Genomic DNA, 26041 nt, shown 5'->3' on the forward strand with positions numbered 1-26041 from the left:
GGCGCTTCAGGACGCGCGGGCCTGGACCTCGACCGCGAGGCGGTAGCCCTCGCCACGGACGGTGGTGATCAGCGAGTCGGACTCGCCTTCGGCGTCGATCTTGGTCCGCAGGCGACGCACGAGCACATCGATCGTGCGGTCCTGCGGATCCCAGTCATGCCCATTGACGGCCCGCGACAGGCGGTCGCGGCTCATGACCTCGCCGGGGTGGCGCACCAGCAGGCCCAGCACCTCGAACTCGCCGCGCGTCAGGGCCACCTCGGCCCCTGCCCGGTCGAACAGCCGGCGGCGGGGAAGATCGAGCGTCCAGCCGGCAAAGCGGAACACCTCCGCGCGCTCGGCCGCCCGTCCCCCGGCACGCAGCTCGCCCGCCCGGCGCAACAGGCTCTTGACGCGGGCCAGCAGCTCGCGCGGATTGAAGGGCTTGGTGACGTAGTCGTCTGCGCCGACCTCGAGGCCGACAATCTTATCCACGTCGTCGTTGCGGCTGGTGACGAGGATGATGCCGATCGCACCGTTACGTGCCCGCAGGTCGCGCGCCAGCGACAGGCCGTCCTGCCCGGGCAGGTTGATGTCGAGCAGCACGAGGTCGACCGGCGTGTGTGCCAGCGTCTGCCACAGCGCCTCGCCGTCCCCCGCCAGCAGGACGGTGTAGCCCTCCTGGCTGAAGTAGGCGCTCAGGCGGGCCTGGGTGACGAGATCGTCATCGACGACCAGCAAGGTGGGCGCGTGCGCATCGCGGGCGGGCTGCATGGCGTTGCCTATCGGGCGAGACAGGATCCGGACTAGCGGATCCCGCCCATGCACAGGTACTTGATCTCGACGAAGTCGTCGATGCCGTACTTCGAGCCTTCACGGCCGATGCCGGACTCCTTGACGCCACCGAAGGGCGCGACCTCGGTCGAGATGATGCCTTCGTTGATGCCGACGATGCCGTACTCCAGGCCCTCGGCCACGCGCCACACGCGGGCGATGTCGCGCGCGTAGAAATAGGCGGCCAAGCCGAACTCGGTGTCGTTGGCCATGCGGATGGCCTCGTCCTCGGTGTGGAAGCGGAACAGCGGCGCCACCGGGCCGAAGATCTCCTCGCGCGCGATGCGCATCGCCGGCGTCAGCCCGGTGACGATGGTGGGCTCGAAGAAGGTGCCGCCCAGCGCATGGCGCTTGCCGCCGCAGACGATCTTCGCGCCCTTGGCCACCGCGTCACCCAGCAGTTCCTCGACCTTCGCGACGGCATCGGCGTTGATCAGCGGGCCCTGCTGCACGTCGCCCGACAGGCCGGGGCCGACCTTGAGCTTCGCCACCGCCTCGGCCAGCCTGGCGGCGAAGGCGTCGTAGATGCCGTCCTGCACCAGCAGGCGGTTGGCGCACACGCAGGTCTGGCCGGCGTTGCGGTACTTGGAGGCCATCGCCCCGGCCACCGCGGCGTCGAGGTCGGCATCATCGAAAACGATGAAGGGGGCGTTGCCGCCCAGTTCGAGCGCGACCTTCTTCACCGTGTCGGCCGACTGGCGCATCAGCAGCTTGCCGACCTCGGTCGAACCGGTGAAGGAGAGCTTGCGTACGATCGGGTTGGCCGTCAGCTCGCCACCGACTTCGGCCGCCTTCATGGTCGTGACGATGTTGAGCACGCCCTTTGGCAGGCCGGCACGCTCGGCCAGCTCGGCCAACGCCAGCGCGCACAGGGGCGTGTCCTCGGCCGGCTTGATCACCATCGTGCAGCCGGCAGCCAGCGCGGGGCCCGCCTTGCGCGTGATCATCGCGATCGGGAAGTTCCACGGCGTGATCGCCGCGACCACGCCAATCGGCTCCTTGAGCACGAGGATGCGCTTGTCGGCGCCATGGGCGGGAATCACGTCGCCATAGACGCGCTTGCCCTCCTCGGCGAACCACTCGATGAACGAAGCGCCGTACGCGACTTCGCCGCGCGCCTCGGCCAGGGGCTTGCCCTGCTCCGAGGTCATCAGCACCGCCAGATCCTCCTGGTGGGCCATGATCAGCTCGAACCACTTGCGCAGGATCGCCGCGCGCTCCTTTGCGGTACGCGCACGCCATGCCGGCAGGGCCGCCGCCGCGGCCTCGATGGCGCGCCGGGTTTCGGCCGCGCCCATGTCGGGCACGCTCGCCAGCACGCCGCCATTCGCGGGGTTGAGGACATCGAAGCGGGCGCCATCGTCCGCCTCTGTCCAGGCGCCATCGATGTAGGCACGTGTGCGCAGCAGGGTGTCGTCTTTCATTCGCATTGGCTGCAGCTCCGAGAGTTCGTCCGTTCCGGGGGTGGCGTGCGTCGCGCTCACTCGAACTGCGCCGCGCGCTTCACGCGGCGCTGACGCACGCCTTCGGCCAGGGTGTCGAGCACCAGCAGGCTGTCTTCCCAGCCGATGCAGGCGTCGGTGATGCTCTTGCCGTACTCGAGCGCCTTGCCCGGCACCAGATCCTGGCGCCCTTCCTTGAGGTGGGACTCGACCATCACGCCGATGATGCGGTCCTCGCCCGCCGCCATCTGCGCGGCGACGTCGTTCGCCACCTCGATCTGCAGGCGGTGCTGCTTGCGGCTGTTGGCATGCGAGAAGTCGATCATCACCTTGCCCTGCACGCCGCTGGCGGCGAGCTCCTTGCACGCGGTGTCGACGCTGGCGGCATCGTAGTTCGGGGCCTTGCCACCGCGCAGGATGACGTGGCAGTCCTCGTTGCCGCGGGTCGACACGATGGCCGAGTGGCCGGCCTTGGTCACCGACAGGAAATGGTGCGGCGACTGCGCGGCCTTGATGGCATCGACCGCGATGCGCACGTTGCCGTCGGTGCCGTTCTTGAAGCCGACCGGGCAGGACAGGCCGGAAGCGAGCTCGCGGTGCACCTGGCTCTCGGTGGTGCGAGCGCCGATCGCGCCCCAGGAGATCAGGTCGCCGATGTACTGCGGCGTGATCATGTCGAGGAACTCGGTGCCCGCCGGCAGGCCCAGCTCGTTGATCTCCCACAGGAGCTTGCGCGCCAGACGCACGCCGTCGTTGATGCGGTAGCTGTTGTCGAGGCCGGGATCGTTGATCAGGCCCTTCCAGCCCACGGTGGTGCGCGGCTTCTCGAAGTAGACGCGCATCACGACGAGCAGGTCGTCTTTCAGGCGCTCGGCCTCGGCCTTGAGCTTGCCGGCGTACGCCATCGCGGCTTCCGGATCGTGGATCGAACAGGGGCCGATCACGACCAGCAGGCGGTCGTCCGCGCCGTACAGGATGCGGTGGATCGACTGGCGTGCCTCGAACGCGACTTCGGCCGCCTTCGGCGTAGCCGGGAACTCGCGCAGCACGTGGGAAGGCGGCACGAGCTCCTTGATCTCCTGGATGCGGACATCGTCGATGTGGATCTTGTTCGAAGCGGGCATGTCGAAACTCTGCGTCATGACTAGGGGTAGCGCGCGATTCTAGCTGAAATCGCCACCACCCCGCCCTGCGACCTCGTAATAACACTTATAGGCTGAACCGACCGGCGGTTTCAGCGTCTGTTCGTACGGTTTCATCGTTTTTCCTGCCAACCACACGCCAGGCACATCTGCCATGCTTATACACCGCCCCTCAGACATCGTTCCTTCCGAGATCACTCCTCGCACGCTTTTCGAACAACGTCGCCAGTTCATGGTCCGCAGCGGACTCGGCCTCGCGGCAGGCGCGGCGCTCTGGCACGGCCTGGGCGGCGAAGCCCGCGCAGCGAACAAGCTGTCGACCGTGGCGTCGCCGCTCAGCACCACCGAGCCGCTGACGAACCTCAAGTCGGTCACCACCTACAACAACTTCTACGAGTTCGGGACCGACAAGGGCGATCCGGTGCAGTACGCGCACCGGATGGCGACCCGCCCGTGGACGGTGAAGGTCGAGGGCCTGGTCGGCAAGCCGCGCACCTTCGACATCGACGAACTACTCAAGCTCGCCCCGCTGGAAGAGCGCATCTACCGCCTGCGCTGCGTCGAGGGCTGGTCGATGGTGATCCCGTGGGTCGGCTTCCCGCTCGCGGCGCTGCTGAAGGCGGTCGAACCGCAGGGCAGCGCGAAGTACGTCGAGTTCCTGACCCACTACGACCCCGAGATCATGCTGCGCCGCCCGGTGCTGGCCTGGCCCTACGGCGAGGGCCTGCGCCTGGACGAAGCCCTGCATCCGCTGACGATCCTCGCCGTCGGCCTGTACGGCGAGGTGCTGCCCAACCAGAACGGTGCGCCGATCCGTCTGGTCGTGCCCTGGAAGTACGGCTTCAAGAGCGCAAAGTCGATCGTGACGATCCGCCTCACCGAGAAGCAGCCGCCGACGGCCTGGAACCGCGCGGCGCCACACGAATACGGTTTCTACTCCAACGTGAACCCCGAGGTGTCGCACCCGCGCTGGAGCCAGGCCACCGAGCGCCGCATCGGCGAGATCCGCAAGCGCCAGACATTGATGTTCAACGGCTACGGTGAACAGGTCGCATCGCTGTACCAGGGCATGGACCTGCGCAAGGATTACTGACCCCCGCGACCGCCGTGCCGGCAGGCTTGCGAACGGCTGCCCGGCGCGGACAATGCAGCCCGCAACCACACGATAGAGCGTCTCCCGCAATGCCCACTTTCCTGCGCGCGCCCTCCGGCGCGCAGATTGCCCTGATCAAGGCGGTCGTCTTCCTGATCTGCCTGCTGCCTGCCCTGAACCTCGCGCTCGGGTGGTACGAGGACGCCCTCGGCGCCAACCCGATCGAGACCATCACCCGCGCCAGCGGCGAATGGACGCTGCGCTTCCTGCTGATCACGCTCGCCGTCACCCCGCTGCGCCGCTACACCGGCCTGCACTGGCTGCTGCGCCTGCGCCGCATGCTCGGGCTCTTCGCCTTTGCCTATGGCGCAGCGCACCTGACGACCTACCTCTGGCTGGACCAGTTCTTCGACTGGCAGGCGATCGCCAACGACATCCTCGAGCGCCCCTTCATCACCGTGGGATTCGCCGCCTTCGTGCTGCTGATCCCGCTCGCGGCGACCTCGAACAGTTTCGCCATCCGCAAGCTGGGTGGCCGGCGCTGGCAATCCCTCCACCGCTCGAGCTACGCGATCGCCATCCTCGGCGTGGTGCATTTCTGGTGGCTGGTGAAGGCCGACCTGCTCGAACCGCTCGTCTATGCGCTGATCCTGGCGGTGCTGCTCGGCCTGCGCGCCTGGTGGCGCGAACTCGAACGGCGGCGTCAGCTGTCGGTGCCGCCGCCAGCCAAGCATCTCGAGCGGCCGGTCATCCGCATCGTGCCGAAGTAGACCGACTCAAGTAGGCCGCCTCAAGTAAGCCACCTCAGGCGCCCCGCACGCCCAGCCGCCACAACGAGGTGATTTCGGCCGCGCGCGCCTTGTAGAGCGGATCGGTCTCGTCCGCAGCCTTGCCGTGGCGCGGGCGGATGTCGTCGCGGCCAAGGACCTTCAGTCCCGCGGCTTCGATCCAGCCAAGCAGTTCGTCTCGGCTGCGCAGGCCGAGATGCTCGGCGAGATCCGACAGGATCAGCCAGCCCTCGCCGCCCTCCTCCAGGTGCGCGGCCAGCCCGCTCAAGAAGCCGCGCAGCATGCGGCTGTCGGGGTCGTAGACCGCCTGCTCCACCGCAGCGGTCGGCTTGGCCGGCACCCAGGGCGGATTGCACACCACCAGGGGCGCACGACCCGGCGGAAAGAGGTCGGCCTCGGTCACCTCGACACGAGCGTCGAGCCCGAGGCGGGCGAGGTTGTCGCGCGCACAGCCCAGCGCCCGCGGCGACAGATCGGTGGCGACCACCTGCTGCACGCCGCGGCGCGCGAGCAGCGCGGCGATGACGCCGGTGCCGGCACCGATGTCGAAGGCCCGCGCCGTTGAAGGCAGCGGCGCGCGCGCGATGAGGTCGAGGTACTCGCCGCGGATCGGCGAGAACACGCCATACCAGGGATGGATGCGGTCGCCGAGCGCCGGCACCATCACGCCCTTGCGCCGCCACTCGTGCGCGCCGATCAGGCCCAGCAGCTCGCGCAGCGCAAGCACGAAGGGCGCCTGCAGCAAGGCGGCGTGCTCGTCGCCGAAGGCTTCGGCCAGCGCCTCGCGCACCTCGGGCGCCCGCCGCAGCGCGATGCGTCCGCCCGCCTCGACCGGGATCAGCAGCATGCCCAGCGTGCGGGCGCGCTGCGCCTGCGCCATGCGGTGCAGATGGAAGCTTTCGGCGAACGGGCGCGCCTTGTCGGCTCCCTTCTTCGGCCGACGGTCGGCACGCCGCGCCATCGCCTGCAGCAGCTGGCGGGCGTTGTGATAGTCGCCCCGCCACAGCAGCGCCGTGCCTTCGCAGGCCAGGCGCCAGGCAGCGTCCGCCGTCATCGTGTCGTCGGCCACGACCACCCGTCTGGGGGCCGGCTGGCCGTTCTCGGAACGCCAGGCGGCGCCGTGCGGGGTGTCGCCCTCGGTCCAGTGCAACTGCGGTTGTTCGCTCACGCCGGTCAGGCCTGCTTCGGCCGGATCGCGTGCTTGGGGCGGAAGGCCTTGATCACAGCGTCGTCCGTTTCGATGTAAGGCCCGCCGATGAGGTCGATGCAGTACGGCACGGCGGCGAAGATGCCGACGTGGCGCACAGTGCCGTCGGCGTCGCGCACTCCCTCGAGCGTCTCGCGGATCGACTTGGGCTGGCCCGGCAGGTTGATGATCAGGCAGCGACCGCGGATGACCGCGACCTGGCGCGACAGGATGGCGGTGGGCACGAAGTTGAGGCTGATGCGGCGCATCTCCTCGCCGAAGCCCGGCATCTCCTTGTCGGCGATGGCGAGCGTGGCCTCGGGTGTGACGTCGCGCACCGCAGGGCCCGTGCCGCCAGTGGTCAGCACGAGGTTGCAGCCGGCGGTATCGACGAGGTCGACCAGCGTTCGCTCGATCAGCGGACGCTCGTCCGGGATCAGCCGGGTCTCGGCGCACCAGGGCGAGGTCAGCGCCTTGCCGAGCCAGTCCTTCAGCGCGGGAATGCCCTGGTCTTCATATGTGCCGTCGGAGGCGCGGTCGCTGATCGACACGAGGCCGATGCGGATGTGTTCGCTCATGGATTCAGTCTCGCTATCAAAGGTCGAACGGGAGGTACGCGGTCTCAGGCGCGCAGTTCACCGCTCTCGCCGTCGTCTTCGTGTTCGTCAACGCCTTCCCCCGCCTGCGCCTCGGCGGCGGCGTCCTGCGCCTCCTGCAGCTCGCGCAGCACGCGAAAGATCTCGCGGAAGGACTTCGGCGGCTTGCCCGCCTCACGCTCCTTGAGCGCATTGCGGCGCAGCGTGCGCAGATACTGCAGGTCGGCCTCGGGCCAGGTCTCGGCGATGGTGCCGAGGGTCCTGTCGTCCTCCAGCAGCTGCTCGCGCAGGCGCTCGAGGCGGTGCATCTTCGCGACTTCGGCGGCCGAGTTGCCGCTGAAGATGTCGAGCTGGGCCTGGATCGGCGCGGGGTCGATCTTGCGCAGCAGCTTGCCGATGTACTGCATCTGGCGGCGGCGGGCTTCCATCCTGAAGCCCTGCGCGGCGCGGACGGCCTCATACAGGGAATCGGGCAGCGGCACCTTCTTAAGGCGCTCGGGCGACAGCGCGACGAGCTGCTCGCCGAGATCCTGCAGCGCATGCATCTCGCGCTTGAGGCTGCTCTTGCTGGGCGGTTCGATGAAGTCGTCTTCCTCATCGTGGCCGTGATGGCCGTGGTGGCGCGAATCTGAACGCATTGCGGGTGGGCTTGAGGCTTGAACGGGTTAAGATTATAGCCTTTGCCCGACACCCGCCCGCTCATGTCCGATCAAGGCTTCTCCTTCTCCCAGGCGCACCTGCGCGAAATCGCCACCGACATCCTCAGATACGCCCGCAAGCGTGGCGCCTCGGCCTGCGAGACCGACGTGTCGGAGGGCTTCGGCCAGTCGGTCGGGGTGCGCAAGGGCGAGGTCGAGACGATCGAGTACAACCGCGACAAGGGCGTGGGCGTCACGGTCTATGTCGGCCAGCAGTGCGGCTATGCGAGCACTTCGGACTTCTCGAAGAAGGCACTGAAGGCCACGGTCGAGGCCGCGCTGTCCATCGCCCGCTTCACTGCGCCGGACCCCTGCGCCGGCCTGGCCGACGCGGCGCTGATGGCGCGCGAGAAGGACATGCCCGACCTCGACCTGTTCCACCCGTGGACGATCGACGTGAACGAGGCCATCGCGCTGGCACAGCGTTGCGAGGATGCGGCCTTCGCGGTGGACGCGAAGATCACCAACTCCGAGGGCGCCAACACCTCGATCCAGCAATCGCATTTCGTCTCGGCCAACAGCCATGGCTTCATCGGCGGCTACGCCACGACCCGCCACGGCCTGTCGTGCTCGGTGATCGCCGGCGAGGGCGACGGCATGCAGCGCGAGTACTGGTACGACTCGCGGCGCGACCCGGCCGACCTCGCGAGCCCGGAAGACATCGGCCGCCTGGCGGGTGAACGCGCGCTGGCGCGCCTGGGCGCGAAGAAGATCCGCACCTGCGAAGTGCCGGTCATCTTCGAGGCACCGCTGGCGGTGGCCCTGATCGGCAACTTCGTGCAGGCGGTCAGTGGCGGCTCGCTGTATCGCAAGTCGAGCTTCCTGCTCGACAGCCTGGGCCAGCCGGTGTTCTCGCCGGTGGTGAGCATCGCCGAGCGACCGCACCAGAAGAAGGCCTTCGGCGCCTCCCCCTTCGACAGCGACGGCGTCGCCACCCGCGAGCGCGAGGTCGTCACCGACGGCGTGCTCAACGGCTACTTCCTGTCGACCTATTCGGCGCGCAAGCTCGGCCTGCAGACCACCGGCAACGCCGGGGGCTCGCACAACCTGATCGTGAAGCCGGGCGACAAGGACCTGGCGGGCCTCGTCAGGCAGATGGAACGCGGACTGCTCGTGACCGAGCTGCTCGGCCACGGCGTGAACTATGTCACTGGCGATTATTCGCGCGGCGCGGCAGGCTTCTGGGTCGAGAAGGGCAAGATCAAGCACGCGGTGGAAGAAATCACCATCGCCGGCAACCTGCGCGACATGTTCCGCAACATCGTCGCGGTGGGTAACGATGCCCTGCCGCGCGGCGCCAAGCTGTGCGGCTCGGTGCTGATCGAACGCATGAAGGTGGCCGGGCGCTGAGGAAGCTGCCCGCATCCAGCCCCCAAGCGCGGCAGCCCTCGTGCTGTCGGCCGCGCGGGATCTATAATCATCTCCAAATATTTCACACGCAACCGCAAGGAGAACTCGTGGAACGTCGTTCATTCCTCAAGAAGGCCGGCGTCGGCCTGGCTGCCGGCGCTGCAGTCGGCCTCGCCGCCTGCGGCAAGACCGAGCAGCAGCAGGCCGCGCCGACAGCCCCCGCGGCGCCTGCCGCACCCGCCGTGCAAACCGGCCTGCCATCGATCCAATGGCGCATGACCTCGAGCTTCCCGAAGAGCATCGATACGCTCTACGGCAGCTCCGAACTGCTCGTCAATCGTCTGCGCGAGATCACCGGCGGCAAGTTCGACATCCGCGTATTCCCGGCCGGCGAGATCGTCCCCGGCCTGCAGGCGCTCGACGCCGTGCAGCAGGGCACGGTCGAGATGTGCCACTCGTGCTCGTACTACTACGTCGGCAAGGACAAGACCTTCGCCTTCGGCACCGCGGTGCCCTTCGGCCTCAACGCCCGCCAGATGGACGCCTGGATCATCGGCGGCGGCGGCCAGGAACTGCTCGACGAGTTCTACAGCGCCTACAACGTGTATTCCTTCCTCGGCGGCAACACCGGCGTGCAGATGGGCGGCTGGTACCGCAAGCAGATCAACACCCTGGAAGACATCAAGGGCCTGAAGATCCGCATCGCCGGCATCGGTGGCGAGATCCTGTCGCGCATGGGCGCGATCCCGCAGCAGATCGCCGGTTCGGACATCTACCCCTCGCTCGAGAAGGGCACGATCGATGCCGCCGAATGGGTCGCCCCGTATGACGACGAGAAGCTCGGCTTCTACAAGGTCGCGCCGCACTACTACTCGCCGGGCTTCTGGGAGCCGGGCCCGGTGGTGCACTTCTATGTAAACAAGGCCGAGTGGGACAAGCTGCCGAAGGAATACCAGGCCGCCTTCCGCGCAGCCTCGCGCGAGGCGCACATCCAGATGACCGCGATGTACGACCACAAGAACCCGCAGGCGCTCGCCCGCCTGCTGGCGCAGGGCGTGAAGCTGCAGAACTTCTCCAACGAGATCATGAAGAAGGCCTACGACGTGTCGCGCGAGCTGTACGCCGAGGAGGCCGCCAAGAACCCGGCCTGGGCCAAGATCTACACCGAGTTCGAGCAGTACCGGAAGTCGCAGAACGCCTGGTTCAGCGTCGCGGAAGCGGGCTTCGACCGCTTCATGCAGTCGGTGCGCTGATTACGCTTCGCACAGGCAGACCCAACAAAAAACCCGCGCAATGCGCGGGTTTTTTGTTGGCGCCGCGAAGCACCATGGGCCGGGCGCATTACGCCCAACCCTGCGGCAGCTCCCGTCAGTTGCCCTGAAGTTGCCGCAGCAGGTCGCTGGCGTCCTGGTCGGCCGCCCCACCCCCGCCCGGCAACAACTGGTCGAGCCTCAGTTCTTCCTGCGGTACCGCCTTGGCGCTCTTGTCGCCGTAGGAGACGATGCCCGGGAAGGCGATGATCAGGCCCACCGCTACCAGCTGAATGATCAGGAAGGGCACGGCACCCCAGTAGATCGATGCCGTCTTCACCTTCTCCGATGCGACCGAGCGCAGGAAGAACAGCGCAAAGCCGAATGGCGGGTGCAGGAAGGAAGTCTGCATGTTCACCGCCAGCAGCACGCCGAACCAGATGAGGTCGATGCCCAGCTTGTCCGCCACCGGCGCGAGCAGCGGCACGATGATGAACGCGAGCTCGAAGTAATCGAGGAAGAAGGCAAGCACGAACACCAGCAGGTTCACCGCGATCAGGAAGCCGGTCTGGCCGCCGGGCAGCGAGGTCATCAGATGCTCGACCCACAGGTCGCCGTTGACGCCGCGGAAGGTGAGGCCGAACACGCTCGAGCCGATCAGGATGAAGAGCACGAAGCACGACAGCTTGGTGGTCGAGTCCATCGCCTGCTTGAGCAACCCCATCGACAGCCGCTTGCGCGCCACCGCCATGATCACCGCACCGAGCGCCCCCATGGCACCGCCTTCGGTCGGCGTGGCGACACCGATGAAGATGGTGCCGAGCACCAGGAAGATCAGCCCGAGCGGTGGGATGAGCACGAAGGTCACGCGCTCGGCCATGCGCGACAGCAGGCCGACGCCGAACAAGCGGTTCACCATCGCGACGACGAAGGCGATGCCGATGCCGACCATGGACGACACGACGATGACCTCGTCGCGCGGCGCATCGGCACGATAGACCTGGCTCGCGAACAGCCATGCCCCGAGCACGGACACGCCGGCAAGCACCGTCAGCGAACGCATGCCGCTCGAACCGTCGGCCTCGCGCAGCGTGCGCGCCTCGAGCGGCATCGCAGGCGCGTGGGACGGCCGCAAGATCGCCACCAGCGCGACATAGGCGACGTACATCGAGGTCAGCACCAGGCCGGGGAGCAAGGCGCCCTGGTACATGTCGCCGACGCTGCGGCCGAGCTGGTCGGCCATCACGATCAGCACCAGCGAGGGCGGAATGATCTGCGCCAGCGTGCCGGAGGCAGCGATGACGCCGGTGGCCAGCCGATGGTCGTAGCCGTAGCGCATCATGATCGGCAGCGAGATCAGGCCCATCGAGATCACCGAGGCCGCCACCACGCCGGTGGTCGCCGCCAGCAGCGCACCGACGAAGATCACCGCGAAGGCGAGACCGCCGCGGATCGGCCCGAAGAGCTGGCCGATGGTGTCGAGCAGGTCCTCGGCCATGCCGCTGCGCTCGAGGATCAACCCCATGAAGGTGAAGAAGGGCACGGCGAGCAGCGTGTCGTTGGCCATGATGCCGAAGATGCGCTCGGGCAGCGCCTGGAACAGCGCGCCGTGCAGCAGCCCGAGCTCGATGCCGATGAGCCCGAACAGGATGCCGTTGGCGGCGAGCGCGAACGCGACCGGGAAGCCGAACAGCAGGAACAGGATCATGGACGCGAACATCAGCGGCGCCATGTTTGCGATGATGAATTCGGTCATTTCGCCGCCCCTCCCTTGTCGCTCTGCGCCTTGATCGCGGCGACGAGGTCTTCGGTCCCGGCTCCTGCCGACTTCCTGCGCAGCGGGTTGGGGCCGTGTCCCGTCAGGAAGGCGATGCGCTTGATCAACTCGGAGAGGGCTTGCAGCACGAGCAGCGCCAACCCGGCCGGCAGCAGCGTCTTCACCGGCCATCGGATCAGGCCGCCGGGGTTCTGCGACATCTCGCCCGACTGCACCGAGGTCATCACGATCGGCCACGACAGCCACAGGATGAGGCCGGCCATCGGCAGCAGGAAGAACAGGATGCCGATGACGTCGACAATGTTCTGCCCGCGCGGCGACAGCCGGCTGGTCAGGATGTCGATGCGCACGTGCTCGTTGCGCAGGAAGGTGTAGCCCGCGGCGAGCATGAAGATAGCCGCAAACAGGTACCACTGGATCTCGAGCAGGGCATTGGAACTTGTGTTAAACAGCTTGCGGACGAGCGCGTTGCCGGCGCTGATCACGACCGCGATCAGTACCAGCCACATCACGCTACGGCCGACCCGTTCATTGATCCAGTCGATCAACCGGGATAAGCGCAGCAGAGAGGACACGGGGGAAACTCCACGACGAAGGGCGGCGCAAAACCGTCCCGGCGCCCGCGACGGGCGCACATGAGAAATCAGAAACGCCTAATTATTCCATACCGGGGCACGATCCCGTGCAGCGTCGGTCGTCTTGAAACGATGAAATCACAACAAACGCCAATCTCCAGCAACACATGCCGAGTCTGCCTCGTGCGCCACGGCGAGACTGCCTGGAACACGGAGCGCAGGCTGCAGGGCCACATCGACATTCCCCTCAACGACACCGGCCTGAGCCAGGCGGAGGCCACCGCGCGCAGCCTCGCGCACGCCGGTCTGCGTTTTTCTGCGCTGTACAGCAGCGACCTCGAGCGCGCACGCCAGACCGCCGCCGCGATCGCCCGCGCCCACGCATTACCGCCGAAGCACGACCCGCGCCTGCGCGAACGCCACTACGGGCACTTCCAGGGCCTGACCTTCGATGAGGCCGAGCACCGCCACCCCGAGAACTTCCGCCGCTTCAAGGCGCGCGACCCGCACTTTGCCCTGCCCGACGACGGCGAGAGCCTGAATACGCTCGCCGCGCGCGTGCACGCGGCGCTCGAGGATATCGCCCGCGAGCACGGCGGCGAAACGGTGGTGGTGGTCACCCACGGCGGCGTGCTCGACATCGCGCATCGCCTGGCTACCGGGCAGGCACTGCAGAACGCGCGCGAGTTTCCGATTCCGAATGCGGCGCTGAACTGGATCGAGCACACCGCCGGAAGCTGGAAATTGATCGCCTGGGCCGACGAAAGCCATCTGCAGGGCGCGCTGGACGAACTGCCCGACACCTGATGCTGTTGGAATAGAAAATGCCAGATGTCGCCATTGTTAGGGTTTTCCGTAGATTACGGACACCAATCGGCGGTACCTATAATCCCATCCATATTTTCGATTCACCTCAACACACGAGACAAGGAGTCACTGTGGAGCGTCGTAAATTCCTGCAGGGCGCCGGCATGGCCGGCATTCTGGCGGCCGGTACCGCACCGGCCATCGTCCACGCCCAGCAACAGATCCGCTGGCGCCTGGCCTCCAGCTTCCCGAAGTCGCTCGAAACCGTGTTCGGGGCGAGCGAAGCCTTTTCCAAGTACGTGTCCGATGCGACCGGCGGCAAGTTCGTGATCTCGGTCCATCCGGGCGGTGAACTGGTACCCCCCTTCGGCGTGGTCGACGCCGTGCAGCAGGGCACGATCGAGTGCGCCCACACCGCGCCCTACTACTTCTTCGGCAAGGACGAGACCTTCGCCTTCGACTGCACGATCCCGTTCGGCATGACCTCGCGCGCGATGAGCGCGTGGATGTACGCAGGCAACGGCATGAAGCTGCTGCGCGAGTTCTATGCGCAGTTCAATATTGTCAACTTCCCGATGGGTAACAGCGGCGCGCAGATGGGTGGCTGGTACCGCAAGGAAATCAAATCGGTGAAGGACTTCGAGGGCCTCAAGTTCCGCGTCGGCGGCTTCGGCGGTCGCGTGCTCGCCAAGCTTGGCGCCGTGCCACAGAACATCGCCGCGGGCGAGATTTACCAGGCCCTGGAGAAAGGCACGATCGATGCGGCCGAGTGGATCGGCCCCTACGACGACCTGCGCCTGGGCCTGCACAAGGTTGCGCAAAACTACTACTACCCCGCCTGGTGGGAGGGCAGCACCCAGTTCTCGCTCTACATCAACGACAAGCAGTGGAACGGGCTGTCGGCCGAGTACAAGGCCATCATCGAGCAGGCAAGCCGCGCAGCCCACCTCGAATGCCAGGCGCGCTACGACGCCCGCAACCCGACTGCGCTCAAGCAGCTCATCGCCGAAGGTGCCAAGCTGTCGCGCTTCCCGAAGGACTTCATGGATGCCGCGTTCAAGGCCTCCCGTGAAGTCTATGCCGAACTGAACGACAAGAACCCGAACTGGAAGAAGGTCTACCCCGACTACAGCCGCTTCCTGGCTGACCAGGTCCAGTGGGAGTCGGTTGCCGAAGGCAACTACGCCCAGTATCTGGCCGCCCAGAAGCTGTAATCCGCCCTGCCGCCGAGGACGCTCAGTCGTCCTCGGCGTTGTCGTTTCTGCACCACTCGTTTCTGCAACACCCGCATTTCTCCGCCGAGCGCGCCACCCGCCCAGCTCGGCATTTTTGTGCTCAAAAGGTTCCAGGCCACCCCAATGGACGCCCTTCTTCGCATTTCCGGTGTCATCGATGCCGTAAGCCGGTTCTTCGGCAAGTTCATCATCTGGCTAGTCTTGGCAGCGACGCTGATCAGCGCAGCCAACGCCATCGCCCGAAAGGCCTTCAACATCGGCTCGAACGCCTTCCTCGAGATCCAGTGGTACCTGTTCGGTGCCGTCTTCCTGCTCGGCGCCGGCTATGCGTTCCTGCAGAACGCGCACGTCCGCATCGATGTGATCGCGGGCAAGCTGTCGATGCGCACCCGCATGTACATCGATATCGCCGGCATCCTGATCTTCCTGCTGCCGATGTGCTGGTTCATGATCCAGTTCGCCTGGCCCGTCGTGCAGGGCGCCTACGAATCGGGCGAAGTCTCGTCCAACGCCGGCGGCCTGATCCGCTGGCCTGTCTACGCCCTGGTGCCGGTCGGCTTTGCGCTGCTCGGGCTGCAAGCCATCTCCGAACTCATCAAGCGCTTCGCTTTCCTGCAGGGCAAGGCGCCGAACCCGCTGCTGCACGGCGCGCACGGCGGGCACGACGAAGCCCACGCGCACAATGACGAGGCCAAGGGCGAGGTGCAGAAATGATCGAACTCTTCGCCGCCCACATTCCCGAACTGATGTTCGGGTCGCTCATCCTGTTCCTGCTCACCGGCTTCCCTGTCGCCTTCTCGCTCGCCGCCTGCGGCCTGATGTTCGGCTTCCTCGGCATGGAGCTCGGCCTCCTGCCGCCGAGCCTGTTCCAGGCGCTGCCGCTGCGCGTCTTCGGCATCATCCAGAACGACACCCTGCTGGCGATTCCCTTCTTCACCCTGATGGGCCTGATCCTCGAACGCAGCGGCATGGCCGAGGACCTGCTCGACACGGTCGGTCAGGTGTTCGGCCCCATCCGTGGCGGACTTGCGCTGGCAGTGATCTTCGTCGGCGCGCTGCTCGCGGCGACCACCGGCGTCGTTGCCGCATCGGTGATCTCGATGGGCCTGATCTCGCTGCCGATCATGCTGCGCTACGGCTACAGCCCTGCGATCGCCAGCGGCGCAATCACGGCGTCGGGAACCTTGGCACAGATCATTCCGCCCTCACTGGTGCTGATCGTCATGGCCGACCAGCTCGGGCGCAGCGTCGGCGACCTGTACAAGGGCGCCTTCATCCCGGCCTTCGTGCTCGTCGGACTCTACGCCCTGTTCATCATCGGCCTCGCCATTTTCAAGCCGACGATGGTGCCCGCGCTGCCGCCCGAGGCACGCGCCTACCGACAGCCCGACGGAAGCTCCGGGATCCGCTCGCTGGTGGTGTTCGGCCTGCTTGTATCCGCCGTATCCATGGCATTCGGCCTAAGCTACGGCGACATCCTCAGTGCGATCAAGGGCGAGGACGTCACCCCCGCGCTGGACGAAACCATCGTCATCGCACTGACGGGCGGCACCCTGCTTGCGCTGGTGGGCGCGCTGATCAACAAGGCCCTTGGTCTCGGCCTGCTGTCGCGCATCACCGAGCGCGTGACCTTCGTGCTGATCCCGCCGCTGGCGCTGATCTTCCTGGTGCTCGGCACGATCTTTCTCGGCATCGCGACGCCGACCGAAGGCGGCGCGATGGGCGCGGTCGGCGGCATGATCATGGCGTGGGCGCGCGGCAAGCTCGACATGGGGCTGCTCAAGCACGCGCTGGAGTCGACGGCCCGCCTGTCCTGCTTCGTGCTGTTCATCCTGATCGGCTCGACCATCTTCAGCTTCACCTTCACCGCGGTCGATGGCCAGATCTGGGTCGAGCACCTGTTCGACAAGCTGCCGGGCGGCGAGATCGGCTTCCTCGTCTTCGTCAACACGGTCATCTTCATCCTCGGCTTCTTCATCGACTTCTTCGAGATCGCATTCATCCTGGTGCCGCTGCTGGCGCCGGTGGCCGACAAGATGGGGATCGACCTGGTGTGGTTCGGCGTGCTGCTGGCAATGAACCTGCAGACCTCGTTCCTTACGCCGCCGTTCGGCTTTGCGCTGTTCTACCTGCGCAGCGTGGCACCGGCCAAGGATTACCTTGACCGGATCACGAACAAGCGCATCGCCGGCGTGAAGACGATGGACATCTATCGCGGCGCCATCCCCTTCGTGATCATCCAGATCGCAATGGTCGCAGCACTGATCGCCTTCCCGGGCCTGGTCACCTTCGGCCTGGACAAGAAGATCGAAGTCGATCTCGACACCATCGAGATCAATGTCCAGAGCGGCAGCGAAGGCGGTGGTGGCTGGGGTCAGCAAAGCGACACCTGGGGCGGTGGCGGCGCAGCACCGGCCGACGACGGCGGTGCGGCCAGCGAGCCCGCACCCGCCGACGGGCAAGCGCCCGCCGACAGCGGCACTCAATCCAGCGAAGGGTTCGGCACCAACCAGCGCGGCTGGTAAGCCTCCTCCGCCCTTCTGCAGCGCGCGCCCCTTGGCGCGCGCTGCTTTTTCGTGCACCGCCGCGTGCTAGAATCCGGCGCTCGAATCAATCGATTCCCCCTTTCCCATTTCAGACGGGCAAGCCATGTTCTCCTCGCAAGACACCCTCGCCAAAGTCGATCCCGAGCTGTGGTCCGCCATCCAGGCCGAAAACAAGCGCCAGGAAGACCACATCGAACTGATCGCCTCCGAAAACTACGTTTCCCACGCGGTGATGGAAGCCCAGGGCTCCCAACTCACCAACAAGTACGCCGAGGGCTATCCCGGCAAGCGCTACTACGGTGGTTGCGAGCACGTCGACGTCGCAGAACAGCTGGCCATCGAGCGCCTGAAGACGCTGTTCGGCGCCGAAGCCGCGAACGTGCAGCCGAACTCCGGCTCGCAGGCCAACCAGGCCGTGCTGATGGCCTTCGCCAAGCCGGGCGACACCATCATGGGCATGAGCCTGGCCGAAGGCGGCCACCTTACCCATGGCATGCCGCTGAACATGTCGGGCAAATGGTTCAACGTCGTCGCCTACGGTCTCAACGAAAAGGAAGAGATCGATTACGACGCGATGGAGCGCCTCGCACGCGAGCACAAGCCGAAGATCATCATCGCCGGCGCCTCGGCCTACGCACTGCGCATCGATTTCGAGCGCTTCGCCAAGATTGCCAAGGAAGTCGGCGCGATCTTCTGGGTCGACATGGCGCACTACGCCGGCCTGATCGCCGCGGGCTTCTACCCCAACCCGGTACCGCACGCCGACGTCGTCACCTCGACCACCCACAAGACCCTGCGAGGCCCGCGCGGCGGCATCATCCTGATGAAGGCCGAGCACGAGAAGGCCCTCAACTCGGCCATTTTCCCCGGCCTGCAGGGCGGCCCGCTGATGCACGTGATCGCCGCCAAGGCAGTGGCCTTCAAGGAAGCCGCCACGCCCGAGTTCCGCAACTACCAGGAACAGGTGATCGCCAACGCCCGCGTGATGGCCCGCGTGCTGTCGGAGGAGCGCGGCCTGCGCATCGTTTCCGGCCGCACCGAGAGCCACGTCTTCCTGGTCGACCTGCGCAACAAGAAGATCACCGGCAAGGCCGCCGAAGCCGTGCTGGGCAGCGCCCACATCACGGTGAACAAGAACTCGATCCCGAACGACCCGGAAAAGCCATTCACCACCTCGGGCATCCGCATCGGCTCGCCGGCGATGACCACCCGTGGCTTCACCGAGATCGAGGCCGAGAAGATCGCCCACCTGATCGCCGACGTGCTCGACGCACCGGAAGACCAGGCGGTGATCGAGCGCGTGCGTGGCCAGGTGGCCAGTCTGTGCGCGAAGTTCCCGGTCTACGGCAAGTAAGCCGCGCGGCAGGGGGAGTGCCCGTCCGGCACACCCCCTGCCCGCCACGAGCTTCCGGCCATGAAATGCCCCTTCTGCGCTGACCCCAACACCCAGGTCACCGACACACGCGAGAACGAGGACGGCGACGTCGTCAGGCGCCGTCGTCGCTGCGTGAAGTGCGACAAGCGCTTCACCACCTACGAGCGCATCGATCTCAAGATGCCGCACATCGTCAAGCGTAACGGCAATCGCACCGAGTTCGACCACGCCAAGCTCGCCGGCAGCATGAAGCTGGCGCTGCGCAAGCGCCCGGTGACGATCGAGGACATCGACGCTGCGGTGGACCGCATCGAGGCGCGCCTGCTGTCGATGGGCGAGCAGGAGGTGCCGAGCGAAAAGATCGGCGAACTGGTGATGAAGGAGCTCAAGAAGCTCGACAAGGTCGCCTACATCCGCTTCGCATCCGTCTATCGCAACTTCGCCGACGTGGACGAGTTCTCCGAGGTCATCCGCGAAGTGCAGGCGCGTCCGCGCCGCAGCAAGACCGGCAAGGCCGGTCCGGATCCCGAACATGACCTTTTCGGCAGCTGACCATGCTGCCATGGCGCGCGCGCTACAGCTCGCCGCCCTGGGTCTGAACACCACCGCGCCAAATCCGCGCGTGGGCTGCGTGCTCGTTCGCGACGGCGTCACGGTCGGCGAAGGCTGGCATCGGCGAGCGGGCGAGGCCCACGCCGAAGTCCATGCCATCCGCCAGGCCGGCGAGGCCGCACGGGGCGCCACCGCCTACGTCACGCTCGAGCCCTGCTCCCATTTCGGTCGCACCCCGCCGTGCGCAGACGCACTGATCGATGCAGGCGTCTCACGCGTCGTCGTCGCCATGGAAGACCCCAACCCGCTCGTCGCCGGCCGCGGCCTGGCACGCCTGCGTGCAGCCGGCATTGTGACCGAGCACGGCCTGCTGGAGGACGACGCGCGCGAACTGAACATCGGCTTCGTGGCCCGCATGACACGGGGCCGCCCGTGGCTGCGCCTGAAGGCCGCGACCACCCTCGATGGCAAGACGGCGCTGCAGAATGGCGTCAGCCAGTGGATCACCGGCCCCCAGGCACGACGCGATGGCCACACCTGGCGCGCCCGCGCCTGCGCGGTACTAACCGGCATCGGCACGGTCAAGGAAGACGACCCCCAACTGACGGTGCGCGACGTGCCCTGCGAGCGCCAGCCGCTGCGCATCCTGATCGACGCCCGGCTGGACGTGTCGCCCACCGCCCGCATCCTGCAGGGCGAACCGATCCTGATCGCCACCGCCAGCGAGAACCCCGCTCGCCTTGCCGAACTGTCGGCCGCCGGCCACCGCCTGATCGTGTTGCCCAACCCGGCAGGCAAGGTCGACCTACCCCGGCTGATGAGCGAACTGGGGGCCCTCGGACTCAACGAGATCCACGCCGAGGCGGGCTTCAAGCTCAACGGCTCCCTGCTGCGCGAGGGCTGCGTGGACGAGCTGCTCCTCTACCTGGCGCCGATGCTGGTTGGCGACGCGGCCCACGGCCTTTTCAACCTGGCCGCACTCAGCAGGCTGGAAGATGCACCCCAGCTGGAGTTGCGCGACGTCCGCCAGGTCGGACGCGACATCCGCCTGATCGCCCGCCTGCCCCGCGCCTAACGCTGCGTCGAACCACAGACGGCGCAACCGGGGTCGCGCCCGAAGCCGACGCTGCGCCACTCCATCGCCAGGCCATCGAGCAGCAGCAAGCGCCCCGTGAGCGGCGTTCCGCAACCGACGATCAGCTTGAGCGCCTCTGCTGCCTGCGTCGTCCCGATCATGCCGACAATGGGAGAAAACACGCCCATCACGGCGCAGCGCACCTCCTCGATGTCCTCGCCTTCGGGGAACAGGCAGTGATAGCAGGCCGCCTCCGGATCGCGCATGTCGAACACCGACACCTGCCCATCGAAGCGGATAGCGGCCCCGGAAACCAGGGGTTTGCGGTGCTTCACGCAGGCACGATTGACCGCATGCCGGGTTGCGAAATTGTCGCAACAGTCGAGCACCAAATCCGCTGCGGCGACCTGCTCGTCGAGCGCCGCATCCTCGAGCCGCGTATGCAGCGGCACGACGTTGGCAAGCGGGTTGATGCGCTGCAGGCTGGCTCGTGCCGACTCGACCTTGGGGTGCCCGACCATCTCGGTCGAATGCATGATCTGGCGCTGCAGGTTGGTGAGATCGACCGTATCGTTGTCTGCGATCACCAGCTTGCCCACGCCGGCGGCGGCCAGATACATGGCAACCGGCGACCCCAGTCCACCTGCGCCGATCACGAGCACCTTCGCATTGAGGATGGCCTCCTGCCCCTCCACCCCGATCTCGGGCAACAGGATGTGGCGGCTATAGCGCAGCAGCTGGTCGTCATTCATGGCTAGGGATCCGTGGCCTTGCTTGCTTACTTGTATTCGCGCAGATCGACCGGCGTGTCATCGTGATCGCCATGCGCGTGCTGGTCCCAGGCCTGGATGTAGACCTCGTGCGACTGCTTGATCAGGCGTTCGGGGGAAATCAGGTTGTGGCGCTGCGTCTCTTCACAGAAGTACACGAGCGCACGGACCAGCTTCGAATACAGCGTGTTGTCGAGCGCATAGCCCGCTTCACGCAGCGCGTCCTCGAGGGTTTCGAGGGAGTAGTCGAGCACCGAGTAGCGAACGCGCAGGCAGAGCGGATCCTGAGTCCGCTCGACATGCAGATCCTTCAGTACCCGCAGGGCCAGCCACGCGCGTTCGACCTGCCCGGGCGGCAAGGGCTTGAAGCGGATCTCCCGCTCCTTCTCGATACCCGTTCCCGGCGCAGGATGGTCGTGATGCCTGCCTGCCAGCTTGTAGGCGGTCTCCCGACGCATCACGTTCCCCTTGTCGCCTTATGGCTTTTTATTCTGGACGATCTGCAGGCCCTTGAGAAGGTTGATCGCCTGCATCAGCTGGTGATCGTCCTTGCTGGCGAGCTCGAAACGGACCGGCTCGGCCTCGTCGTCGCCGTTGTTCTGCCCTGCTTCCTGCTTCGCCTTCTGCTCGGCATCCGGATCCTTGTCGTTGCCCAGGTGACCCTGCAGGTCGGCCTCGCGCACACGGCGGCTGGAGCCATTCGCGCTTTCCTCGACGACGATATCCGGCTCGATACCCTTGGCCTGGATCGAACGGCCGCTCGGCGTGTAGTACCGGGCGGTCGTGAGCTTGATCGCGGTACTGTTGTTGAGCGGCAGGATGGTCTGTACCGACCCCTTGCCGAAGGTCTGCGTACCCATCACGACGGCACGCTTGTGGTCCTGCAGCGCCCCGGCCACGATCTCGGACGCCGAAGCCGAGCCACCATTGACCAGCACCACCATCGGCACGTCCTTCGCACCAGCCGGCAGCCGGCGCAGGAAGTCGTCGCGCGAGCCACGCAGGTAGTCCTCGGGGGTCGCGCGGTACTCGCGCTTGGCATCCTCGGTGCGCCCGTCGGTCGACACGACCAGTTCTCCGGCCGGCAGGAAGGCCGCCGACACACCCACTGCGCCATGGAGCAGACCGCCCGGATCATTGCGCAGATCGAGCACCAGGCCGGACAAGGGGCCTTCGGTCGTCAGCTTGCCCAGGTGCTCGACCACCGCCGCTGCGGTGTTCTCCTGGAACTGGGCGACGCGCAGGTACGCGTAGCCCGGCTCGACGAGCTTGGATTTCACGCTCTGCACCTTGATGACTTCGCGCGTCAGGGTCAGCACGATGGGACGGCTCTCGCCCTTGCGCATGATCGTCAGCGTGATGTCCGTCCTGGGTTTGCCGCGCATGCGCTTGACCGCATCGTTCAGGCTCATGCCCTTGACCGGCGTTTCGTCGAGCTTGACGATCAGGTCACCCGCCTGGACGCCGGCGCGGAAGGCGGGCGTGTCCTCGATCGGCGAGATCACCTTGACGAACCCGTCCTCCATGCCGACTTCGATGCCGAGCCCGCCGAACTCGCCCTGCGTGCCGACCTGCAGATCCTTGAAGGCCTCGGCGTCGAGATAGGCCGAATGCGGATCGAGACCCGACAGCATGCCGCTGATCGAATCGACGATCAGCTTCTTGTCCTCGACCGGCTCTACGTAGCCCTGCTTGATCGCATTGAACACGTCTGCATACGCGCGCAACTCCTCGACCGGCAGCGGCACCTGCGTCGTGCGGTCGGCATTGGCGGAGAAATTGAGACTGAGCATCACGCCGGCGAACACGCCAGTCATGACAAGGCCGAGCTGTTTCAGCTTGCTGCGCATGAGAACTCCATCGGGGAAGCGGCCCTTGCCCTTCGCGCCGGATTAACTAGTTGAGTCGCACCCACTGCATCGGATCGAGCGGACGACCCTGATGGCGGAGTTCGAAGTATAAACCCGATTCCCCGCCCCCTCCGCTGGTGCCCACGCTGGCAATGGCGTCGCCACCGGCCACCGCATCGCCGACCTCTTTCAGCAGGGCATCGTTGTTGCCGTACACCGAAAGATAGTCGCCGCCGTGGTCGACGATGATCAGGTTGCCATAGCCCCGCAGCCAGTCGGAATACACCACCTCCCCGCCGGCGACGGCCCTGACGTCTGCACCGGTGCCAGCCCGGATGAATACCCCCTTCCAGGTCGTACCACCTTCGGCCCTTGGAGCACCAAAGCGCCCCACGAGTTCTCCGCGTACGGGAAAGCGCAACTGGCCGCGGAGCTGGGCGAAGCGCACGCCGGTCGGTGTCGCGCCGGCACTGTTGCGGACTTCCCCGACAACGGGCTCGACCCGCTTCGGCGCGGGGGCTGGCGCACGGCTGGCCGGCGCCGGGGCGCTTCCCGCGCTGGCCTGCGCCTGTGCCGCAGCGCGCGCTGCCGCCGCCCGTTCCTCGGCGGCCCTGCGTTCGGCCGCACGCTGCTCAGCCTGGCGTCGTGCCGCCTCCCGCGCCGCGGCCTCGCGCGCACGCTTGACCAGCGTGTCGATCACGCGCGCTAGACGCTGCTCGTCCTCGCGCAGCGTCGCGACTTCCCGCTTCTGCGTCTGCAACTGCTTGGACAGGGCGGCGAGCGCATCCTTGCGCTGCACGAGGCTCGCCTCGAGCTGCGCGCGCTGGGCGCGCTGGTCGGCCTCCAGCGTCGCGAGACGATCACGACGGGCGACGATCTCCTGCGCCCGCTGCTCCGTGTCGCGCAGATCAGCGCGCATCGCCTCGAGCAGGGTGAGCCTGGCCCGGCCGAGATGCTCGAGATAATAGGCGTCGCGGGCAAGCTGATTGGGATCCCGGGCCGACAGCAAGGGCGCCACGCTGTCGGCCGCGCCATTCACGTAGTGCCGGCGAAGCCATTCGGCCAGCTCCTCGCGCCGCGCGGCAATCCGCCCCTCGACGTCGCGCTGCGCCTGCTCGAGCGCCACCAGCCGGGTTTCGGCCTCGGCGCGCTCACGTTCGAGCTGGAGGGCACGACGCTGGGCGCGCGAGACCTCGCGCTCGGAATCGGCAACGGCCTTCGCGGCACCCGAGCGGTTCGCCTCGGTGCGCGACATCTCCTGCTGCAACTCGCGGATGCGCTTCTTCAGATCGTCGAGATCGGAGCGCTTGTCGGCGATCTCGCCGCCGGCCTGCGCCAGCACCGCCGTCGGCACGACGCCCGACGCCAGCGTGCAGCCGACAACAAGGGCTGCCAAATAGCGACGACCGGCCAGGCTCATGCAGCGCGGGCTCCGAGTAAAAGACGCGGGGGAGTGGGCGGGCTGGCGGGAGCAAACGACAATCGTTCGCGGACCGCGCAAGACCCTAACGCGTTATTTTATACTAGCGTTTTACGTCGGCCCGCCCCATCGTGAACAAAGACGACATTTTCACGCTCATCGACAAGCATGAGCACATCGAGACCGCCGCGCGCGCGCTCAAGGCCATCGCCCATCCCTTGCGGCTCAAGATCCTGTGCGTGCTCGGCGAAGGCGAAGTCTGCGTGCAGGACATCGTCGATGCGGTGGGCACCTCGCAAAGCAACATCTCCCAGCACCTGGCCATCCTGCGGGACAAGGACGTGTTGCAGACGCGCAAGGATGCGAACCGCGTCTTCTATCGCGTGGGCGACCCCCGCACGCTGCAGCTTGTCTCCCTGATGCGGGAAGTCTTCTGCGGCGTCGACAAGGACGACAACTAACCCCCAACCGGAGCACCCCAAGTCGTGGAATTCCTGCAACAGAACTGGTACTGGGCCGCCCTGGCTGCCGCGAGCGGCAGCTGGCTGATGGTCGAACTGATCCGCGGCCGCGGTGACAAGAGCCAGATTTCCCCGGTCGAAGCGACCCTGCTGATCAACCGCGAGGACGCGATCGTCATCGACGTCCGCGAGCAGGGCGAATACGCCCAAGGGCACGTGCCCAACGCACGCCATATCCCGATGGGCGACATTTCGCGCCGCAGTGCCGAGATGGAGAAGTGGAAGAATCATCCGCTGATCCTGTGCTGCGCCAGCGGCGCTCGCTCGGCAGCGGCCGGCGCCCAGCTGCGCAAGGCCGGTTTCGAGAAGATCTACAACCTGCGCGGCGGCATGGCCGAATGGGAAAAGGCTGGCCAGCCCATCAGCCGCAAACGGAAATGAGCATGCAGCCCCGCATCCGGATGTACGCCACCGCGGTATGCCCCTACTGCGTGCGTGCCGAACAGCTGCTGCTCAGCAAGGGCGTCGCCGACATCGAGAAGATCCGCATCGACCTCGACCCGGCCCAGCGCGACCACATGATGCAGCTCACCGGCCGTCGCACGGTTCCCCAGATCTTCATCGGCGACTACCATGTCGGCGGCTGCGACGATCTCTACGCCCTCGACCGCGCCGGCAAGCTCGACCCCTTGCTGCGTGGCGACTCCGCCTGAGCTCCGTCGCCGCAACCTCCCAGCCTCATTCACGCCACTTCACCGGATCAAACCCAATGTCTGAAAACGCGCAACCCGTCTTCTCGATCGAAAAACTCTACGTCAAGGATCTCTCGGTCGAGGTACCCGGCGCCCCGCAGATCTTCCTCGAGCGCGAAGCGCCCCAGGTCAACGTCCAGCTGCGCACCGAAGGCCAGAACGTCGATGACGGCGTGTTCGAAGTCACGCTGACCGTCACCGTGTCGGCCAAGATCGGCGAAGATCGCACCCTGTTCCTCGTCGAGGTCGCGCAAGCCGGCATCTTCCAGATCCGCAACGTGCCCGACGCCGACCTCGAGCCGGTGATGATGATCGGCTGCCCGAACATCCTCTTCCCCTATGCACGCGAAGCCGTGTCCGATGCGGTCACGCGCGCGGGCTTCCAGCCGGTGCTGCTGTCGCCGGTCAACTTCGAGGCGCTCTACCAGTCGCAGCGCCAGCAGGTCGCCCAGCAGGCCGCGGGCGAAGTGCCGATCCAGTGACGAGGC

Annotated in this window: 27 protein-coding genes; 15 read left to right on the forward strand and 12 right to left on the reverse strand. The window is 66.5% G+C overall.

The window, feature by feature from the left end:
- Positions 1–6: 6 nt before the first annotated feature.
- Genes AC731_RS09750 through aroG form a run of 3 tightly spaced genes read right to left on the reverse strand, consistent with a single transcriptional unit; the run spans position 7 to position 3379 of the window.
- Positions 7–753 carry a response regulator gene (locus AC731_RS09750; protein ID WP_004291430.1) on the reverse strand — a complete coding sequence of 249 codons (747 nt, stop codon included), beginning with the start codon at positions 751–753 and terminating at the stop codon, positions 7–9.
- Positions 754–785: 32 nt separating this feature from the next.
- A complete protein-coding gene (gene gabD, locus AC731_RS09755) occupies positions 786–2243 on the reverse strand; it encodes an NADP-dependent succinate-semialdehyde dehydrogenase (RefSeq protein ID WP_048705637.1) in 1458 nt (485 codons plus the stop codon).
- A gap of 50 nt (positions 2244–2293) precedes the next feature.
- On the reverse strand, positions 2294–3379 hold the full coding sequence (gene aroG, locus AC731_RS09760) for a 3-deoxy-7-phosphoheptulonate synthase AroG (RefSeq protein ID WP_004291433.1): 1086 nt from the start codon (positions 3377–3379) through the stop codon (positions 2294–2296).
- 172 nt (positions 3380–3551) lie between these two features.
- Between aroG and msrP the strand changes: the two genes are divergently transcribed.
- A complete protein-coding gene (msrP, locus tag AC731_RS09765; protein WP_048705640.1) occupies positions 3552–4490 on the forward strand; it encodes a protein-methionine-sulfoxide reductase catalytic subunit MsrP in 939 nt (312 codons plus the stop codon).
- 89 nt (positions 4491–4579) lie between these two features.
- Entirely contained in the window at positions 4580–5260 is a 681-nt protein-coding gene (locus tag AC731_RS09770; protein ID WP_048705643.1) for a protein-methionine-sulfoxide reductase heme-binding subunit MsrQ, read from the forward strand.
- A 34-nt stretch (positions 5261–5294) separates the two neighbouring features.
- Here the strand turns inward: AC731_RS09770 and AC731_RS09775 are convergent, their stop codons facing one another.
- From AC731_RS09775 to yjgA, 3 genes are read right to left on the reverse strand one after another with little or no spacing between them, the layout of a single operon-like run.
- Positions 5295–6446: a methyltransferase gene (locus AC731_RS09775; protein ID WP_048705649.1), complete on the reverse strand. Its 1152-nt coding sequence runs from the start codon at positions 6444–6446 to the stop codon at positions 5295–5297.
- A gap of 5 nt (positions 6447–6451) precedes the next feature.
- Positions 6452–7042 (reverse strand): molybdopterin adenylyltransferase, encoded by a 591-nt coding sequence (gene mog, locus AC731_RS09780; RefSeq protein WP_048705652.1) that lies wholly within the window; start codon positions 7040–7042, stop codon positions 6452–6454.
- A gap of 44 nt (positions 7043–7086) precedes the next feature.
- The gene (gene yjgA, locus AC731_RS09785) at positions 7087–7698 is read right to left on the reverse strand and encodes a ribosome biogenesis factor YjgA (RefSeq protein ID WP_048705655.1); all 612 of its coding nucleotides are present in this window, start codon (positions 7696–7698) and stop codon (positions 7087–7089) included.
- A gap of 63 nt (positions 7699–7761) precedes the next feature.
- On the opposite strand from yjgA, the gene pmbA reads away from it, so the two are divergent.
- A complete protein-coding gene (gene pmbA, locus AC731_RS09790; RefSeq protein WP_048705658.1) occupies positions 7762–9108 on the forward strand; it encodes a metalloprotease PmbA in 1347 nt (448 codons plus the stop codon).
- A gap of 107 nt (positions 9109–9215) precedes the next feature.
- Positions 9216–10361, forward strand: a complete 1146-nt coding sequence (locus tag AC731_RS09795) for a TRAP transporter substrate-binding protein (RefSeq protein WP_004291440.1) — start codon at positions 9216–9218, stop codon at positions 10359–10361.
- A 115-nt stretch (positions 10362–10476) separates the two neighbouring features.
- Here the strand turns inward: AC731_RS09795 and AC731_RS09800 are convergent, their stop codons facing one another.
- On the reverse strand, positions 10477–12114 hold the full coding sequence (locus AC731_RS09800) for a TRAP transporter large permease (protein WP_048705661.1): 1638 nt from the start codon (positions 12112–12114) through the stop codon (positions 10477–10479).
- A complete protein-coding gene (locus tag AC731_RS09805) occupies positions 12111–12710 on the reverse strand; it encodes a TRAP transporter small permease subunit (protein ID WP_048705664.1) in 600 nt (199 codons plus the stop codon). Before AC731_RS09805 ends, AC731_RS09800 begins: the two co-directional genes overlap by 4 nt.
- Positions 12711–12842: 132 nt before the next feature.
- Here AC731_RS09805 and AC731_RS09810 point away from each other — a divergent pair, with 132 nt between their 5' ends.
- The 7 genes from AC731_RS09810 (at position 12843) to ribD (ending at position 20300) form a co-directional block, all read left to right on the forward strand.
- On the forward strand, positions 12843–13517 hold the full coding sequence (locus tag AC731_RS09810; protein ID WP_048705666.1) for a histidine phosphatase family protein: 675 nt from the start codon (positions 12843–12845) through the stop codon (positions 13515–13517).
- Positions 13518–13648: 131 nt separating this feature from the next.
- Positions 13649–14731: a TRAP transporter substrate-binding protein gene (locus tag AC731_RS09815; protein WP_048705669.1), complete on the forward strand. Its 1083-nt coding sequence runs from the start codon at positions 13649–13651 to the stop codon at positions 14729–14731.
- Positions 14732–14875: 144 nt separating this feature from the next.
- Positions 14876–15466, forward strand: coding sequence for a TRAP transporter small permease subunit (locus AC731_RS09820; protein WP_048705671.1), 591 nt, complete (start codon positions 14876–14878; stop codon positions 15464–15466).
- Complete coding sequence (locus AC731_RS09825; protein WP_048705676.1) at positions 15463–17277, forward strand: TRAP transporter large permease; 1815 nt, start codon at positions 15463–15465, stop codon at positions 17275–17277. Before AC731_RS09820 ends, AC731_RS09825 begins: the two co-directional genes overlap by 4 nt.
- Before the next feature lie 124 nt (positions 17278–17401).
- Positions 17402–18652 (forward strand): serine hydroxymethyltransferase, encoded by a 1251-nt coding sequence (gene glyA / locus AC731_RS09830; protein ID WP_004291447.1) that lies wholly within the window; start codon positions 17402–17404, stop codon positions 18650–18652.
- A 60-nt stretch (positions 18653–18712) separates the two neighbouring features.
- Positions 18713–19225 (forward strand): transcriptional regulator NrdR, encoded by a 513-nt coding sequence (gene nrdR / locus AC731_RS09835; protein WP_004291448.1) that lies wholly within the window; start codon positions 18713–18715, stop codon positions 19223–19225.
- A complete protein-coding gene (ribD, locus tag AC731_RS09840) occupies positions 19206–20300 on the forward strand; it encodes a bifunctional diaminohydroxyphosphoribosylaminopyrimidine deaminase/5-amino-6-(5-phosphoribosylamino)uracil reductase RibD (protein ID WP_048705680.1) in 1095 nt (364 codons plus the stop codon). The genes nrdR and ribD overlap by 20 nt, the downstream gene beginning before the upstream one ends.
- Here the strand turns inward: ribD and AC731_RS09845 are convergent.
- Genes AC731_RS09845 through AC731_RS09860 form a run of 4 tightly spaced genes read right to left on the reverse strand, consistent with a single transcriptional unit; the run spans position 20297 to position 24340 of the window.
- A complete protein-coding gene (locus tag AC731_RS09845) occupies positions 20297–21052 on the reverse strand; it encodes a HesA/MoeB/ThiF family protein (RefSeq protein WP_048705682.1) in 756 nt (251 codons plus the stop codon). The genes ribD and AC731_RS09845 overlap by 4 nt on opposite strands.
- Positions 21053–21078: 26 nt before the next feature.
- Positions 21079–21528, reverse strand: a complete 450-nt coding sequence (locus tag AC731_RS09850; RefSeq protein ID WP_048705684.1) for a hypothetical protein — start codon at positions 21526–21528, stop codon at positions 21079–21081.
- Between the two features lie 18 nt (positions 21529–21546).
- Positions 21547–22920 carry a S41 family peptidase gene (locus AC731_RS09855; RefSeq protein WP_004291452.1) on the reverse strand — a complete coding sequence of 458 codons (1374 nt, stop codon included), beginning with the start codon at positions 22918–22920 and terminating at the stop codon, positions 21547–21549.
- 46 nt (positions 22921–22966) lie between these two features.
- On the reverse strand, positions 22967–24340 hold the full coding sequence (locus AC731_RS09860) for a murein hydrolase activator EnvC family protein (RefSeq protein WP_053085814.1): 1374 nt from the start codon (positions 24338–24340) through the stop codon (positions 22967–22969).
- A gap of 131 nt (positions 24341–24471) precedes the next feature.
- Here AC731_RS09860 and AC731_RS09865 point away from each other — a divergent pair, with 131 nt between their 5' ends.
- From AC731_RS09865 to secB, 4 genes are read left to right on the forward strand one after another with little or no spacing between them, the layout of a single operon-like run.
- The gene (locus AC731_RS09865) at positions 24472–24801 is read left to right on the forward strand and encodes an ArsR/SmtB family transcription factor (protein ID WP_004263063.1); all 330 of its coding nucleotides are present in this window, start codon (positions 24472–24474) and stop codon (positions 24799–24801) included.
- A gap of 24 nt (positions 24802–24825) precedes the next feature.
- Complete coding sequence (locus AC731_RS09870; RefSeq protein ID WP_004263058.1) at positions 24826–25242, forward strand: rhodanese-like domain-containing protein; 417 nt, start codon at positions 24826–24828, stop codon at positions 25240–25242.
- A gap of 2 nt (positions 25243–25244) precedes the next feature.
- On the forward strand, positions 25245–25514 hold the full coding sequence (grxC, locus tag AC731_RS09875; protein WP_198291537.1) for a glutaredoxin 3: 270 nt from the start codon (positions 25245–25247) through the stop codon (positions 25512–25514).
- 56 nt (positions 25515–25570) lie between these two features.
- The gene (gene secB, locus AC731_RS09880; protein WP_004263050.1) at positions 25571–26035 is read left to right on the forward strand and encodes a protein-export chaperone SecB; all 465 of its coding nucleotides are present in this window, start codon (positions 25571–25573) and stop codon (positions 26033–26035) included.
- Positions 26036–26041: the final 6 nt, after the last annotated feature.

This window comes from Thauera humireducens, assembly GCF_001051995.2.
Classification (GTDB): domain Bacteria; phylum Pseudomonadota; class Gammaproteobacteria; order Burkholderiales; family Rhodocyclaceae; genus Thauera; species Thauera humireducens.